Below are 16,006 nucleotides of genomic sequence, written 5' to 3' on the forward strand. Positions count from 1 at the left end.
CCGCCCCGCAGAAGGAGGCCCCCGCATGACCACCGCACCCGAGTTCCGGCTCACCGAGGCCGAGCGCGCGCTGCTGCCCACGCCCGAGGAGGTGGCCGGGTACCTCGAACACGGCTGGTACCTCTCCCGCCGGCTGTTCAGCGACGAGGAACTGGACACCCTGCAGGCCGCCACCGAGAAGTACTACGAGGGCCACCGGGACCGCGAGCTGCCCGTCCGCCCGCCGAACCTCGCCGCCTGGGACCCCTCGCACGGCCCGGTCCAGCGGCACAACGACTACGTCCACTACGAGAGCGACGCGATCGCCGCGATCCTGCGCAAGCCGCTGCTGGGCGCCGTCGCCGCGCTGCTCGCCGAGGCCGAGGAGATCCGGGTCTTCCAGGCGACGCTGATCTACAAGCCGCCGGTGCCCGAGGAGCCCACCAACCAGGTGCCCTGGCACTTCGACAAGCACTACTGGCAGACCTCCAGCTCCGACCGGATGCTCACCGCCTTCCTCCCGTTCCACGACTGCCGGGAGGAGAACGGCACCATCACCATGATCGACGGCAGCCACCGCTGGCGCGAGCTGAACTCCGGCGAGGACTCCACCCGCCACTTCGCCCACCGCGACCGCTCCGAGCTGGAGTCGATCCTGGCCGCCAACGCGCACCACAACGGGCAGCAGGTGCGCAAGGTCCCGGTCGAGATCCCGCGCGGGCACGTCAGCTTCCACCACTGCCGGACCTACCACGGCAGCGGCGCCAACCTCTCCGACGCCCCGCGCCGCGCGATCTCGCTGCACCTGCAGGACGGCGCGAACGAGTACCGCCGGCACGCCAGGCCGGACGGCGGCACGGTGGTCTACAACCACGACGTGGTGGTCCGCCGCACCGCCGACGACCGGCCGGACTACGCCGACCCGGACATCTGCCCGACGCTCTGGCGGGGCACCCCGTGACGGCGGCGGCCGGCGGCGCGACAGTGGAGGCCGCTGACACCGCGCCCGCCCCGGACGGCGGCGCGGGGGTGGCGCCGCTCGGCACGCCCGCGCGGCGCTACCGGATGCTGCGGCTGATCCGCGGCTTCGAGGAGCTGGCGCTCGGCCTGGTGAAGTCCGGGGTGATCACCGGCGGCATCCACCCCTACATCGGCCAGGAGGCGGTCGCGGTCGGCGTGTGCGCCGCGCTGGGCCCGGGCGACCGGCTCACCTCCACCCACCGCGGGCACGGCCACGTGCTCGCCCGGGGCGTCGACCCGCGCCGCCTGCTCGCCGAACTGGCGGGCCGGGTCGGCGGGTTGAACCGGGGCCGGGGCGGCTCGATGCACGCCGCCGACCTCTCGCTGGGCATCCTCGGGGCCAACGGCATCGTCGGGGCCGGCGCGCCGATCGCGGTCGGCGCCGCCTGGGCGGCCCGGCAGGCCGGCACCGACCGGGTGGCGGTCTCCTTCTTCGGCGACGGCGCGCTCAACCAGGGTGTGCTGCTGGAGTCGTTCAACCTGGCCGCGATGTGGCGGCTGCCGGTGGTCTTCGTCTGCGAGAACAACGGCTACGCGACCACGCTGCCGGCCGCCACCGCCGTCGCGGGCAGCGCCGTCGGACGGGCGGCCGCCTTCGGCATCCCCGCCGTCACCGTCGACGGGATGGACACCGAGGCCGTCCGGGCCGCGGCCGAGGAGGCCGTCGCCCGGGCGCGGGCCGGCGGCGGTCCGGGCTTCCTGGAGTGCCGCACCTACCGTTTCGAGGGCCACCACACCATGGAGCGCCGGATGAAGCTGCGCTACCGCAGCGCGGAGGAGGTGGCCGACTGGCGGGCCCGCGACCCGCTGCTGCCCGCCGCCGCCGCGATCGGCGAGGCCGCCGCCACCGAGCTCGACGCCGCCGTGGCAGCCGAGCTGGCGGAGGCCGAGCGATTCGCACTCGCCTCCGAACTCCCGGACCTGGAGGGCGCTTTGGACTATCTCTACGCCGACGGACGGCGGCCGCGGGCGGGGGCGACGGGATGACCAGGCTCTCCTACACCAAGGCGCTCAACCGGGCGCTGGCCGACGAGCTGGCCGACGACCCCGCGGTCTGCGTGTTCGGCGAGGACATCGGCGCCGGCCTGGCCGGCCCGACCCTCGGACTGCTCGACCGGTTCGGGCCGGAGCGGATCGTCGACACCCCGCTCTCCGAACAGGCCTTCACCGCGATGGCGATCGGCGCGGCACTGGCCGGGCGGCGGCCGGTGCTGGAATTCCAGATCCCCTCGCTGCTGTTCCTCGTCTTCGAGCAACTCGTCAACCAGGCCCACAAGTTCTCCCTGATGACCGGTGGCCAGGCGAGTGTCCCGCTGACCTGCGTCGTCCCCGGGTCCGGCTCCCGGGACGGCTGGGCGGGCCAGCACTCCGACCACCCGTACAGCCTGTTCGCGCACGCCGGGGTGAAGACCGTGGTCCCCGCCACGCCGACCGACGCGTACGGCCTGCTGCGCTCGGCCGTACGCGACCCGGACCCGGTGGTGGTGTTCGCGCCGGCCGCCGCACTCGCCGTGCGCGAGACCGTCACCTGGGCGCTGGAGCCGATTCCGCTCGGCTCGGCGCGCGTGCACCGGCCCGGCAGCGATGTCACCCTGGTCGCCGTCGGTCACCTGGTGCACGACGCGCTGGCCGTCGCGGCCGAACTCGCCGACGAGATCTCGGTCGAGGTCCTCGACCCGCGCACGCTGCACCCCTTCGACTGGGAGTCGCTCGCCGCCTCACTGGAACGCACCGGCCGGCTGGTGGTCATCGACGACTCCAACCGCAGCTGCGGGATCGGCGCCGAGGTGCTGGCCACGGCCGCGGAGGAGATGCGGCTGATCGCCCCACCCCGCCGGATCACCCGCCCGGACGGCGCGGTGCTGCCGTTCGCCCCCGCCCTCGACCGCGCCCTCCAGCCCGGCCGGGAGCAGCTGCGGCACGCCCTGCGCGCCGTCATGAAGTAGCCCCCGCCGTCATCGACCGGCCCGTCGGCTGCGCGACCCCTGTCCGGCGCGCAGCCGCCGTGGCAGAATCCCGTCCCCCCGTGAAGGAGCTCACATGTCCAACAACCGTTACCACTGGGACCGTTCGCACCCCGGACTGACCGGCCTGCAGGAGGCCATCGACCCGCTGCGCCGCGAGGTCGTCGGCCACACCGTCTACGGCGGCCTGACCAGCATCGGGCACGTCCGCACCTTCCTGGACCGGCACGTGTTCGCCGTCTGGGACTTCATGTCGCTGCTGAAGAGCCTGCAGCGCGAGCTGACCTGCGTCGACGTGCCCTGGGTCCCGAACGGGCCGACCGCCAGCCGTCGCCTGATCAACGACATCGTGCTGGTGGAGGAGAGCGACGAGCTCGGCGAGGGCTTCACCAGCCACTTCGAGCTGTACGTCGAGGGCATGCGGCAGGCCGGCGCCGACCCGGCACCGGTCGAGGCGTTCCTGGAGCTGCTGCGCGCGGGCACCCCGGTGCCCGAGGCGCTGAAGAAGGCCGGGGTGCCGCAGGCCGCCGTCGACTTCACCACGACCACCTGGGAGATCATCGAGAACGCGCCGGTGCACTGCCGCGCGGCGGCGTTCGCCTTCGGCCGCGAGGACCTCATCCCCGACATGTTCGCCCAGGTCATCAAGATCGAGGACCCGGACGGCGCGCTCACCGTCTTCAAGGACTACCTGGCCCGGCACATCGAGGTGGACGGCGAGCAGCACACTCCGATGGCGATGCAGATGCTGATCGACCTCTGTGGCGACGACGACGCCAAGTGGACCGCCTGCGCGGACACCGTCCGGCTCGCGCTCAAGGCCCGGGTGCAGCTCTGGACGGCGATCGAGGCGGCCTTCCCGGCCTGACCGGCCCGGTCGCGGCAGCTGAGGGGGGGAAGGCCTTCGGGCCTTCCCCCCTCACGTCGTTCCGCACCGGCCGGTAGGTCAGAGCACCTTCGGCACGGCGGCGGCCAGCGCGGGCAGCACGTCGGCCGGATCGCGGAAGCGGTGCAGCGCGGCCCGCCCCTCGGCGCCGCGCAGCCGGGCGGCCAGCCGCGCCGGAAGCACCACCGTGGTGAGCGAGCCGGCCCCGTGGAAGCCCTCGACCGTCCAGGAGACCCACGGCAGCGGGTAGTTGGCGGCCGGGCTGAAGAACACCGGCCGGTGCCCCTGGAAGGAGACCTCGTACGCGCCGAACCGGCTCCAGTTGGAGAAGCTGAACCGGCGGTGCGCGGGGTCGAAGCCGAGCGGCACGCAGTCACGCAGCCGGGACCGCCCGATCGCCTCCAGGAAGGCCTGGTTGGAACGGAGGTTGAGATGCCCGTCCGCGAAGTCCTCCACTGCCTCCCGGAGCGCGGCCGCCAGGGCGGCCGGCCCGTCCTGCGGCGCGTGCGGCAGATGGACGTCCCCCAGCAGGTTGCCGACCAGGGTCGGCGGCAGGCCGAGCGGGCGGCGCGCGTTGACCGGGACGGTCAGCCAGCGGGTCTCGCCGTCCTCGTCCAAGGCCCTGACGGTACTGACGACGTGGGCGCAGAGCACGTCGCCGGAGGAGAGTCTTCGGCCCGCCGCCGCGCTGAACTCCTCCCGCATCCGGGCGATCTCGGCCTCGCCGAAGTACAGCTGGACGGTCCGGTTGGCGCGCGGCCCGGCCGCCACCTCACGGGCCAGCAGGGCGGCCTCGGCGGGCTCGGGCAGCCGGAACCCGGGCCGCCCGCAGTCCTCGACGGGCAGCACCTTCGCCAGTAACGCGTCCTGGTCCTCGACCAGTTCGGCCTCGGGCAGCTCCCCGCCCTCGACCGCGGCGGACCAGGCCCGCAGCAGCAGCATGAAGCTCTGCAGGTCCCCGATCGCGTGGTGCCAGGAGCAGCCCAGCACCGTGCCACCGGCCGAGGGGCGGGTGATCCGGACGGTGAGCAGCGGGACGCCGCCGAGCCGGGCGGCCGGGGCGTCCACCGGGTCGACCAGACCGGCGCCGGCCGAGGTGACCCGGCCCATCGCCTCCGCGAGCGTGCCGTCGACGTCGTAACTGTCCATCGGCACACCGGAGTCGTCGCAGACGGCGGTCAACTCGTCGCCCACGGTGCGCAGTCGCCCGGCGAAGACCGGGACCTGTGCCAGCGCGCGGGCGAGGCCGGCGGCGAGCCGGTCCTCGTCCAGGGCCTGCTCGAAGAAGAGGACGACCGAGACCGAGAGGTCGGCCAGCATGGTGTCCATCAGCCCGCAGCGCAGCACCGCCCCGGGGGCCCGGCCGGCCCGGACGAGCCGGGATTCGCGCAACTGCGGCCAGAGGCTCATCGGTCCGTCCAGGGGATCGCGGGGGCCGGTCCGGATCGTTCCGGACGAGGGGCAGACACGTCGACGACGGGGCAGCCGCGCCGGACGACGGGGCAAACGATAGGGCAGCTGACCGGTTCGGATCCAGTGGTCCAGTCCACTTGTCCGGTCCGGTCCGCGGTCGGTCCACAGTCGGTCCACGACCGATCCAGCACCCGCCCAGGACCCGCCCAGGACCGGTCCGCAGCCGGTCCGCGGCCCGTCCCCGGTCGAGCCGCGACCGGGCCGGGCCGGAAAGCCGGGGGGCCCCGGCCGGACTAGAATGCGAGTCATGGGAGAGCGCGCTGGCGCGCCCGTCGCGCCGCCTCTGGTTCTCGTCACCGACCAGGATTCGCAACTGATCGATCCTGGCCGGTCGTACCACGTCGGCCGTGACCCGACCGGCGAGATCGTCCTCGACGACCCGCGGGTCTCCTGGCACCACGCGGTGCTGCACACCAGCGACGGCCACTGGCAACTGGACGACGTCGGCAGCACCAACGGCACCTTCACCGACGGCCGCCGGATCGACCACGAGGACGTCGGCCCCGGCACCCTGCTGCGGTTCGGCAACCCCGCGGACGGCCCGTCCGCGACCTTCGCCGGAGTGCCCGCGCCGGCCGCCGCCGAGCGACCGTCACTGATCGCCCCGCAGGCCTCCGGCGTCTTCCGCCGGCCCAGCGCGGTCATCCGGCTGCCGGGCCGGACGGTACGGATCGGCCGGGCCGACGACAACGACCTCGTCCTGGACGACCTGGTGGTCTCGCGCCACCACGCCGAGCTGCGCACGCTCCCCGACGGCGGCCACGAGATCGTCGACCTGACCAGCCACAACGGCACCTACCTGAACGGCCGCCCGGTGCACCGGGCCCCGGTCGGCCCGGCCGACATCGTCGGCATCGGCCACTCCGCGTTCTGCCTCTCCGGCGACGAGCTGGCCGAGTACACCGACACCGGCGAGATCTCGCTCAACGTCCAGGGCCTGGTGGTCCGGGTCGGCCCCGAGCACCGGGTGCTGCTGGACGGCGTCGGCTTCCCGCTCGCCGAGAAGGCCCTGCTCGCGGTGGCCGGCCCGAGCGGCGCCGGCAAGTCCACCCTGCTCAACGCCCTGACCGGGCTGCGTCCGGCCGACGAGGGCACCGTCCTGTACGACGGGCGCGACCTCTACCGCGACTACGCCGAACTGCGCCGCCGGATCGGCCTGGTGCCGCAGGACGACATCCTGCACACCCAGCTCACCGTCCGCCGCGCGCTCTCCTACGCGGCCGAACTGCGCTTCCCCGGCGACACCACCAAGCGGGAGCGCGAGACCCGGGTCGACGAGGTGATCCACGAGCTCGGGCTGGACAGCCGGGCCGACCTGGTCATCTCCAGCCTCTCCGGCGGCCAGCGCAAGCGCGTCAGTGTCGCCCTGGAGCTGCTCACCAAGCCCTCGCTGCTCTTCCTCGACGAGCCGACCTCCGGGCTGGACCCCGGTATGGAGCGCTCGGTGATGACGATGCTGCGCAGCCTCGCCGACGACGGCCGCACGGTCGTCGTGGTCACCCACAGCGTGCTGAGCCTGTCCGTCTGCGACCGGCTGCTGGTGCTGGCCCCGGGCGGCCGTACCGCCTACTACGGCCCGCCCGGCGAGGCGCTGGCGTTCTTCGGCTACGCCGAGTGGCCGGAGGCCTTCGAGGCGTTCGAGAGCGAGGACCACGCCGCCTGGCAGCGCCGGTTCCGGGAGTCCCCGCAGTTCCAGCGGTACGTGGCCGCCGGCGCGGTGGGGGCGGTGCCCGCCGCGCACGCCGCCGCGGGCGCCGGGAGCCCGATCGGGCCGGAGAAGCCGCAGGGCTGGTTCTCCCAGCTGGCGACCCTGGTCCGCCGCTACACCGCCGTCCTGGCGGCCGACCGGCTCTTCCTCACGGTGATGATCGCCCTGCCGTTCATCATCGGCGTGATGTGCCGGGCGATGGCCGGCAGCCGGATCTCCCCCGACAACGCGATCAACGTGGTACTCACGCTCTGTATCGGCGGGCTGCTCACCGGCTCCGCCAACGCGGTGCGCGAGATCGTCAAGGAACGGCCGATCTACCAACGGGAGCGGGTGGTCGGGCTCTCCAGATCGGCCTACCTGGTCTCCAAGGTGGTGGTGCTCGGCACGATCACGGTGGCCCAGGCCGCCGTGCTGACCACCGTCGGCCTGGCCGGGGTGGACCTCAGCCCGACGCTCCCCACCGGCGTCCAGGTGCACGCCGGTGTCGTGCTGCCGCCGCTGGCCGAGCTGATCCTGGCCGTCGCGATGCTCTCCTTCTCGGCGATGATGCTCGGCCTGCTGGTCTCCGCGCTGGTCCGCAAGGAGGAGGCCACCATGCCGATGCTGGTGCTCCTCTCGGTGGTGCAGATCGTCTTCAGCGGCGCCATGCTGAAGCTGCACGGGGTGCCCGGCCTGGAGCAGTTCGCCTGGCTGGTGCCCTCGCGCTGGGGTCTGGCCGCGATGGCCCAGACCGTCGACCTGCACACGGTCTTCCCGACCGCCATCACCGCGGATCCGCTGTTCCGTCCCGACCGCACCCGCTGGCTGCAGTGCATCGGCATCCTGGTGGGCCTCTCGGCGGTGCTCGGCGGCGTCGTGCTCGCGCTGCTGCGCCGGCAGGAGCCCGCGATCATGCGGAAGTGATCGCGCGTGATCGCGCGATGGTGAAGTGCCCTCCGATGGACGGAGCCCATGGACGAATTCGCGTTCCGCCCGACCCATGTCGCCCCACCGGACGGGATGGCCTCCTGGGCGGCCCCGGACCCGGCGCAGCCGTCGGCCCGGCTGGACCCGCTGCTGCCGGTCCAACTGGTCGGCCGGCAGGGCGACTGGGGGAACGTGCTCTGCTCCAACGGATGGAGCACCTGGGTGGACGGCCGGTTGCTGATCAACCTCCCCGCGACGCCGCCGGACGCCACCGGCCCGCCGGCCCGGACGGCCGACCCCCGCCCGGCGCTCGCCGAGGCCGAGGGCGTGCTGGCCCGCTACCGGGCGCTGCTGGAGGACCTCGCGGCCGGCAGCGCCGACCTGGAGACCTTCCGGGAGCGGACCCACGGCCTGCGGGTCGGACTGGTCGTCGACGGCGAGGCGCTCTGGGTCTTCGACCCGGTGCACGACCGGTGGTGCTACTGCGACGGCCTCCAGCTGCAGACGTACGCGGCCCCCGGACGGCCGCACGCCACCCCCGGCGCCACCCCCGGCCCGACACCCGGCGCGCCCCCCGGCCCGACACCCGGCCCGACCGCCGGCACGGCGCCCGACGCGGCACCCGGCCCGGCACCGTCCGGGTACGAGCCCACCCGGACGGGTGAGCTGTGATCCCCCCGGACCGGCCGGCCGGACGGGAGTCCGCCGAACGGGTGCCGCACACCGAGGAGGCTCCCGGCCTGCCGTCCGGCATGGTCGGCCGACGGGTGGCCGGCTACCGGCTGGAGGCCGAGATCGGGCGGGGCGGCATGGCCGTCGTCTACCGGGCCAAGGACCTGCGGCTGGGCCGGACGGTCGCGGTGAAGCTGCTGGCACCCGAGCTCGCCCGCAACGAGGTGTTCCGCCAGCGGTTCATCCACGAGTCGGAGGCCGCCGCGGCGATCGACCACCCGCACATCATCCCGGTGTTCGAGGCGGGCGAGACGGACGGCATCCTGTTCATCGCGATGCGCTTCGTCGACGGCGGCGACCTGCGCGGGCTGATGAACCGGGGCAGCCCCTTCGCGGTCGGGCGGGCGGCCCGGCTGGCCCTGCAGATCGGCTCCGCGCTGGACTCCGCGCACGACCACGACCTGGTCCACCGGGACGTCAAGCCCGGCAACGTGCTGGTCGCCGCCGGGACGGACAGCGAACACCCGGAGCACCTGTACCTGGCCGACTTCGGCCTCACCAAGAAGTCGCTCTCGCTCAGCGGGCTGACCACCGTCGGCCAGATCGTCGGCACCCTGGACTACGCGGCGCCCGAGCAGATCTCCGGACGGCCGCTGGACGGCCGCTGCGACCAGTACAGCCTGGGGTGCGTGGTGTTCGAGATGCTGGCCGGGACGCCGCCGTTCCGCCGGGAGAGTGACCTCGCCCTGCTCTGGGCCCACCTCAACGACCCGCCGCCGACGCTGCGCGACCACCGCCCGGACCTGTCCGAGGCGGTGGACGCCGTGGTGGCCCGGGCACTCGCCAAATCACCCGAGGACCGGTACTCCAGCTGCCTGCAGTTCGTGGCCGAGCTGCGCTCCGCCGACGCCGACGCCCCCGGCCCGGCCACCGCGTGGCAGGGTGACGGACCGCCCACCCAGGTGCTCCCCGGCGCGGGCCGGGGCCGCCCGGGCGCCTCGCCGCCGGTACCCGAACCACCGCCCTGGGCGACCCCGATCGTCTACCCCCGGATGCGCTGAGGCACGACCCCGGGCGTGCTGAGGCGCGGCCGCGCCCGCGGGCGCGTGCTGAGGCGCGGCGGGGCCCGGTCCGTCCGGCGGTCGGTTAGCTGTCGTCCGCCGGGATCTCGCCGCGCCGGCCCCGGCCGGCCGCCAGCAGACCGCCCAGCAGGCCGGCGACCACCCCCCAGGCCGCCGCCAGCGGCACCGCCACCCACAGCTGCGGGCTGAGCGAGAGCGACCCGCCGCCGAGGCTCGCCGCCGGGCTGGTGTCCCCCAGGACGGAGCCGAGGAGGTCGCCCAGCCCGCCCTCCCCGGCGCCCACGCCGAGCACCGAGAGGCCGTAGGCGGCGGAGACCCGTGACCAGACGCCCACCAGCAGCATGGTCACCGCCGCCGCCGCGCCCAGCCGGACGGCGTGCTGCCAGAGCCGGACCCCGCGCGGCGAGCGGTAGGCGGTGAGGAATCCCGCCGCCAGCAGCAGCCCGGCCGCCAGCGGCAGCAGCAGCCAGACCAGGCCGTTCTGCTCCGCGAGGCTGCCCAGATCGATGGTGGCCTGCTGCCCGTCCGGCCCGCGCAGCACCGAGGACAGCGCGTCGGGCACCGGCAAGCCGAGTGCCCCGACCAGATGGCCGTGCCACTGCGCGCCCAGCCCCAGCCCGAACGCGAGCCAGACCAGGTTGGGCAGCGCCAGCAGGAGGAGCGCCAGCGTCTCCCGCGCGTTGCCGTGCACCACGGCGGTGACCAGGCCCGCCACCAGCCCGGCCGCCACGCAGACCAGCAGCACCAACAGCATCGCGAACGCGGCCGGCCGGACGGCCTGCTGGAACGGCACCAGGCCGCGGGGCAGCGGCGCCCGCCGGGAGACCGCGAAGGTGAGCGCCAGCACCACCAGCAGCCAGAGCAGGCCGAGGCCGACGGTGCTCACCCCCTCCGCGTGGAAGCCGATCTCGGGGGTCAGCCCGAGGGCGCCGCCGAGCTGCTGGGCGAGGTCGTTGCCGAGCGGGACGACGAAGGTGTGCCGGGCGGCGAGGGTGAGCAGCACCAGGGCCACCACCCAGACGGCCGCCGTCCGGGCCACCCGGCCGAGCAGTTCGACGCCGCCGGCGACCGCCCGGAAGCGCAGCTGACGCAGGAACACCTCCGCCATGACCAGGGCGCCGACCAGTCCCACGCTCAGCGGCATCGCGGTGATCCCGGCGTCCACCTGGGCGAAGAAGCCGGCGCCGCCGTCGAGCTGCACGGAGCCGCCGACCGCGAGCGCCAGCGCACCGGCCAGGACGTAGGGGAACCCGCCGCCCGGGAGCGAGTCGGCGCCGGCGGCCCAGAGGCCGAGCGCGGCCACCGCCGCCATCGCCGCGATCCCGGCGAGGACGACCGCCAGCGCGTCCAGCCAGCCGCGCAGAACACCGGGCGGGCCGGGGGCCGGGGTGGTGGGCTCCTGAGGCATACGGGCTCCTGGTGGACTCGGGTACCCCCCTCGCGTCTGGGTCCAGCGTCACCCAGGACCGGTTCCCGCGCGCTGTGTACGCACAGCGACCCGGCACCGGCGTGCTGTTGCGGCGGATGCCCGGCCGGGGCAGAAATGGAAGCCAGTGGCAGGAGCGTTCCGCGCCGGCCGCTTCCCCGGCCGCCCGCGAAACGGAGCCTCGATGAGTTCCCAACCGCCCAACTCCGGGCCGCCGACCGGGCCGCCCTCGGGCCCGCCGTCGGGCCCGCTCTCCGGGCCGCCGTCGAGCGGCCCGCCGGGACCGCCGTCCGTTCCGCCGTCCGGGCCGGGCGGCTCCTCGGGCGGTGCGCCGGGCGGTCCGTCCGGCGGACGTCCGACGCCCTGGTGGCGCTCCGGCAAGAAGCTGGCGCTGGCCGCGGGCACGGCGGGGCTGGCCGTGCTGGCGACGGTGCTGATCGTCAACAGCACCGGCGGCGGGGGCGGGCAGGCCAGTGACGCCATTCCGGCCGCCAACGAGGTGGCGCTGCAGTCGCCGAGCGATCCGGGGGCGGCGCCGTTCACCCAGTCGGTGGAGACCACCGCCGTCTCCGCTCCCCAGCCGACCACCGCCGCGGCCAAGCCGACCGGCGGCACCCAGAGCGCCGGCTCCGCCAAGCCGACCGGCGGTACGCCGGGCACCCCCGCGACCTCGCCGGCCGGCATCCACACCGTGCAGGGTTCGTCGTCCGGGCTCTACGCGGGCGCGATGTCCAAGCCGGCCTGCGACACCGAGAAGCTGATCTCCATGACCTCGACCGGGGACACCGGCCGGGCCTGGGCCTCCGCCCAGGGGATCGAGCAGTCCGCCATCCCGAGCTACATGCGTTCGCTGACCTCGGTCTACCTGCGGGTGGACACCCGGGTGACCAACCACGGCTACAAGGGCGGGGTGGCCGTCGCCTACCAGTCGGTGCTGCAGGCGGGCACCTCCGTCCTGGTGGACGCGCAGGGCGTGCCGCGGGTGCGCTGCGGCTGCGGGAACCCGCTGAAGCCGCCGGAGCTGGTGACCGACGCCAAGTACACCGGCAAGTCCTGGACCGGCTTCCAGCCGGCGTCGCTGGTCATCGTGGTGGCGGCGCCGAAGCCGGTGGCCGAGTTCGTGCTGGTGAACATCGACACCGGTGGCTGGTTCGCCCGGGTGACCGGGCAGATCAAGGTGGAGGACCGGCCGGTCCTGCCGCCGCGGGAGCTGGCACCGGGCATTCCGCCGGCCGCGCCGATGCCACCGGTCTCCCCGTCGGCGTCGGGGTCCGGCGCCACCTCGGCCAGTACGTCGGGTTCGGGCTCGGCCTCGACCTCGGGTGCCAGTTCCGGGTCGACCTCGGGCTCGACCGGTCCGTCCACCGGGTCGGCCTCGGCGTCCAGCTCCTCCGGTTCGCCGTCGGGGCCGTCGTCCTCGGCGAGCACCGGGTCGGCCTCGGCCTCGTCGTCGAGCAGCTCCGCCGGACCCTCCTCGTCCTCCCCACCGGGCTCGTCCGGTCCGTCCACGGCGAGCGTGAAGCCGTCCACCGCGAGTGTCACGCCGTCCACGGCCACCACCACCGCGCACACGGCGACGGCCACCGGCACCACGGCCACGGCGACGGCCACCGGCACCACGACCTCGGCAGCGGCCACCGGCACCACGACCTCGGCTTCGCGGTCGGCCCTCACGACGGCGACCTGCGTGACGCTCTCGCCCTCGACCCTGCCGCCCTGCGTCACCCCGTCGGGCGGCACGCCGAGCTGACCCGCCGAATCCCCCCTCGCGGCGGGGCGCCCCGGACCCACCGGGGCGCCCCGCCGCGTTCTCGTCGGCACCACTCCCGATGGCCGAAGACAATGGTTGGAGAATCAAACGCACTGACGCTAGGGTGAGTCTCGAAATCAAACCAACTGATTCGCCACTGCCCTGGAGCGCTCGTGACCGTCCCCCGCCCCGCCGCGTCCCGCACCCCGGAGGTGCCCGATGCCGCGCACTGACCGCAGCGGAACCGTCCTGCTGGCCGCCTGCCTCGGCCTGTTCACCGTGTTCGTGCAGACCACCCAGACCATCGGCACCCTGGGCGCGGTCCGCGCGGACCTCGGTCTCGACTCCGCCGACCTGGTCTGGGTCCCGAGCATGTACACCCTGGTGGTGGCCTCCGTCGTGCTCGGCGCCGGCGCGTTCGCCGACCGGTGGGGGCGGCGGCGGATCTTCCTGCTGGGCGCCCTCGCGATGGCCGCCGGCGGGGTGGTCCTGGTGTTCGCCGGGAGCCTGTCCGCCGTCCTGGCCGGGCAGGCGGTCGCCGGCCTCGGCGGCGCGCTGATCACCCCCAGCTCGCTCGCCCTGGTGACCGGCGCCTTCCCCGACCCGCGCCGGCGAGCCGGCGCGATCTCCGCCTGGGCCGCCGCCTCCGGCCTGGGCCTCGCCCTCGGGCCGATCACGGCCGGGCTGGCCCTGCGCTGGTCGAGCTGGCACACCGCGTTCTGGCTGGGCCCGGTGATCGCGGCGCTCGCCGCCGCCGCCGCCCTGTCCGGCGTGCCCGAGTCCCGGGCCGAGGGCGTCCGGCTGGACTGGCCCGGGCAGATCCTCGCCACCGCCGGGCTCGCCCTGCTCATCTACTGGCTGATCGACGGCGGCCACCACAGCTACGTCGGCGGCGCCCCACTGGCCGCCGCCCTCGGCGCGGCCGTGCTGCTCACCGCCTTCGCCGCGGTCCAACTGCGCCGCAGCCACCCGCTGCTCGACCTGCGGCTGATGCGCGACCCCTCGTACAGCGCCGCCCTCCTGCTGGCCGGCACCGTCCTGTTCGGCTTCGTCGGCCTCTCCCTCCTCCAGGTGCTCTGGCTGCAGCAGGTACGCGGGCTGAGCGCGCTCCAGGTGGGTGTCCAACTCCTCGCACAGTTCGGCATGTTCATCCTGGCCTCGGTGGCCGCCGGGGTACTCGGGCCACGCGTCGGGGCGGCGCGACTGATCGTCACCGGGCTGCTGCTGGCGGCGGCGGGCGCCGCCCTGTTCGCCACCGTCGCGCCGGCCGACGGCTTCGGCGGCTACGCCCCGGCGCTGATGGCCTTCGGATTCGGCTGCGGCCTGGCCAACGCGCCCTCGACCGCCCTGGCGGTCGGCCATGTGCCGCGCGGCAAGGAGGGCGCGGCGGCCGGGACGGTCAACGCCGCCCGCCAGGTGGGCGCGGTGCTCGGTACCAGCGTCCTCGGCACGCTGATGACCAGCCGCTTCGAGGAGCGCCTCGCCACCCTCGGCCGCCCGCGACCGCAGGACGTCGCCCAGGCGTTCACCGACGCCGTCGGCCGCGCGGCCTCGGTGGGCGCGCTCGTCCTCCTGGTCGGCACGGCGACGGGCGGTCTGCTGCTCGCCCTCGCCCACCGGCGCCGGCCGGCCACCGTCCAGGGTGACGCGGAGGTCGTCACCCTGCCGGTCCCGGACGCACTGAAGTCCTGACGATACGTCATGTACCGTGGCGCAGCTGACCCTTGCCGGTTCCGGGGTCACACGCGTGCTGCCCTCCGGAGCACCCGCGCCGGTCGCCGCTCTCGCCCGGCGACCGGCGTCCGGGGCTCGGCGTCCGGGGCCCGGCGCCGGGACTACCGGAGCCGGGCCGGGCGCAGGGTCCACGACCAGGCGAGCAGCGCGAGCAGGCTGAACGCGGCACCGAGCAGGCAGACGGCGGACCAGCCGGCCGCCGCGTACACCGCCGTGGAGGTGATCGCGCCGAGCGCGCTGCCGAGGGAGTAGAACACCATGTAGCCGCCGATCAGCCGACCGCCCGCGGTCGGGTCCAGGGCCAGCACCATGCTCTGGTTGGTGACATGGACGGCCTGGACGGCGAAGTCCAGCAGGATCGCCCCGACCGCGAGGGCCCAGAGCGACTGCCGGGTGAGCGCGAGCGGCAGCCAGGAGAGCGCCAGCAGGGCGAGGCCGGCGCCGACCGTCCACCGGCCGAGCCCCCGGTCGAACAGCCGGCCGGCCGGCGCCGCGGCCGCCGCACCGGCCGCGCCGGCCAGACCGAACGCCCCGACCGCGGCGGGCGAGAGCGACAGCGGGGCCTCGCTCAGCGGGAGCGCGACGCAGCTCCACAGCGTGCTGAAGGACGCGAACACCAGGAGGGTGATCAACCCCCGCTGCCGGAAGACCGGCTCCCGCAGCGGCAGTCGGGCGAGCGAACGCAGCGCCCGGCGGTAGTCGACCACCACCGAACGACCTCCGGCCCAGGGGGCGTCGGTCCGGGAAGCGTCGGTCCGGGGACCGGTCCGGGGCAGGGCGCGGCGCAGGGCCACCGCGAGGACCAGGGTGAGCACGGCGGACAGCGCGTACACGGCGCGCCACCCGGCGAGGCCGGCCAGTGCGCCGGCGACCGTCCGGGCCAGCAGGATGCCGAGGACGACGCCACTGGTCACCGTGCCGACCACCCGCCCGCGCTCGCCGGCCGGGGCGAGGACGGAGGCGAACGCCACCAGGGACTGGGTGAGCACCGCGAGCAGACCCACCCCCATCAGACCGGCCAGCAGAGCGGCCGTGCTGCCCGCCGTGGCCACCGCCGTCAGCGCGAGCGCCAGCAGCACGGCCTGCGCGGTCACCAGGCGCCGCCGCTCCAGCAGGTCGCCGAGCGGGACCAGCAGGATCAGGCCCAGCCCGTACCCGATCTGCGTGCATGTCACCACCGCGCCGACGGCGGCCCGGCCGATGTCGAGTTCATCGGCGATGGCGACCAGCAGGGGCTGGGCGGCGTACACATTCGCCACGGCGGCCCCACTGGCGAGGGCGAACAGCAGCGTGAGGGGGCGGGTCAGGACCCGCGGTGGACTCTGGTTGCATGATGCTACCGACATGGCAGCACGATAGGCTTGAGAGGTAGCATCATGCAACCAGCTACAACGGCGATCGGC

General features: G+C 74.7%; 12 protein-coding genes. 9 read left to right on the top strand and 3 right to left on the bottom strand.

All coding sequences use genetic code 11. The features are described from left to right. Positions 1 to 25 precede the first annotated feature (25 nt). The 4 genes from ACIQTO_RS23875 (at position 26) to ACIQTO_RS23890 (ending at position 3,831) form a co-directional block, all read left to right on the top strand. On the top strand, positions 26 to 940 hold the full coding sequence (locus ACIQTO_RS23875; protein ID WP_402391465.1) for a phytanoyl-CoA dioxygenase family protein: 915 nt from the start codon (positions 26 to 28) through the stop codon (positions 938 to 940). 23 nt (positions 941 to 963) lie between these two features. Beyond that, positions 964 to 1,986, top strand: coding sequence for a thiamine pyrophosphate-dependent dehydrogenase E1 component subunit alpha (locus ACIQTO_RS23880; RefSeq protein ID WP_402391468.1), 1,023 nt, complete (start codon positions 964 to 966; stop codon positions 1,984 to 1,986). Then, on the top strand, positions 1,983 to 2,945 hold the full coding sequence (locus ACIQTO_RS23885) for an alpha-ketoacid dehydrogenase subunit beta (RefSeq protein ID WP_402391470.1): 963 nt from the start codon (positions 1,983 to 1,985) through the stop codon (positions 2,943 to 2,945). Before ACIQTO_RS23880 ends, ACIQTO_RS23885 begins: the two co-directional genes overlap by 4 nt. 94 nt (positions 2,946 to 3,039) lie before the next feature. Continuing rightward, complete coding sequence (locus tag ACIQTO_RS23890) at positions 3,040 to 3,831, top strand: DUF3050 domain-containing protein (RefSeq protein WP_402391473.1); 792 nt, start codon at positions 3,040 to 3,042, stop codon at positions 3,829 to 3,831. Between the two features lie 78 nt (positions 3,832 to 3,909). On the opposite strand, the gene ACIQTO_RS23895 is transcribed toward ACIQTO_RS23890, so the two are convergent. Beyond that, a complete protein-coding gene (locus ACIQTO_RS23895) occupies positions 3,910 to 5,259 on the bottom strand; it encodes an acyltransferase (RefSeq protein ID WP_402391475.1) in 1,350 nt (449 codons plus the stop codon). Positions 5,260 to 5,569: 310 nt separating this feature from the next. Between ACIQTO_RS23895 and ACIQTO_RS23900 the strand changes: the two genes are divergently transcribed. The 3 genes from ACIQTO_RS23900 (at position 5,570) to ACIQTO_RS23910 (ending at position 9,672) form a co-directional block, all read left to right on the top strand. Beyond that, positions 5,570 to 7,936, top strand: a complete 2,367-nt coding sequence (locus ACIQTO_RS23900; protein ID WP_402391477.1) for an FHA domain-containing protein — start codon at positions 5,570 to 5,572, stop codon at positions 7,934 to 7,936. Positions 7,937 to 7,984: 48 nt separating this feature from the next. Further along, positions 7,985 to 8,611, top strand: a complete 627-nt coding sequence (locus tag ACIQTO_RS23905; RefSeq protein WP_402391479.1) for a hypothetical protein — start codon at positions 7,985 to 7,987, stop codon at positions 8,609 to 8,611. Positions 8,612 to 8,691: 80 nt separating this feature from the next. Continuing rightward, complete coding sequence (locus ACIQTO_RS23910; RefSeq protein WP_402391691.1) at positions 8,692 to 9,672, top strand: serine/threonine-protein kinase; 981 nt, start codon at positions 8,692 to 8,694, stop codon at positions 9,670 to 9,672. An 85-nt stretch (positions 9,673 to 9,757) separates the two neighbouring features. On the opposite strand, the gene ACIQTO_RS23915 is transcribed toward ACIQTO_RS23910, so the two are convergent. Next, entirely contained in the window at positions 9,758 to 11,101 is a 1,344-nt protein-coding gene (locus ACIQTO_RS23915; RefSeq protein WP_402391482.1) for a streptophobe family protein, read from the bottom strand. 202 nt (positions 11,102 to 11,303) lie between these two features. Here ACIQTO_RS23915 and ACIQTO_RS23920 point away from each other — a divergent pair, with 202 nt between their 5' ends. Both ACIQTO_RS23920 and ACIQTO_RS23925 read left to right on the top strand, forming a co-directional pair. Continuing rightward, complete coding sequence (locus tag ACIQTO_RS23920) at positions 11,304 to 12,869, top strand: DUF6777 domain-containing protein (RefSeq protein WP_402391485.1); 1,566 nt, start codon at positions 11,304 to 11,306, stop codon at positions 12,867 to 12,869. A 219-nt stretch (positions 12,870 to 13,088) separates the two neighbouring features. Next, positions 13,089 to 14,561 carry an MFS transporter gene (locus ACIQTO_RS23925; RefSeq protein ID WP_402391488.1) on the top strand — a complete coding sequence of 491 codons (1,473 nt, stop codon included), beginning with the start codon at positions 13,089 to 13,091 and terminating at the stop codon, positions 14,559 to 14,561. A gap of 143 nt (positions 14,562 to 14,704) precedes the next feature. Here the strand turns inward: ACIQTO_RS23925 and ACIQTO_RS23930 are convergent, their stop codons facing one another. Beyond that, positions 14,705 to 15,949, bottom strand: coding sequence for an MFS transporter (locus ACIQTO_RS23930; RefSeq protein ID WP_402391491.1), 1,245 nt, complete (start codon positions 15,947 to 15,949; stop codon positions 14,705 to 14,707). Between the last annotated feature and the right edge of the window lie 57 nt (positions 15,950 to 16,006).

It is taken from the genome of Kitasatospora sp. NPDC091207, assembly GCF_044768625.1.
Taxonomy (GTDB): domain Bacteria; phylum Actinomycetota; class Actinomycetes; order Streptomycetales; family Streptomycetaceae; genus Kitasatospora.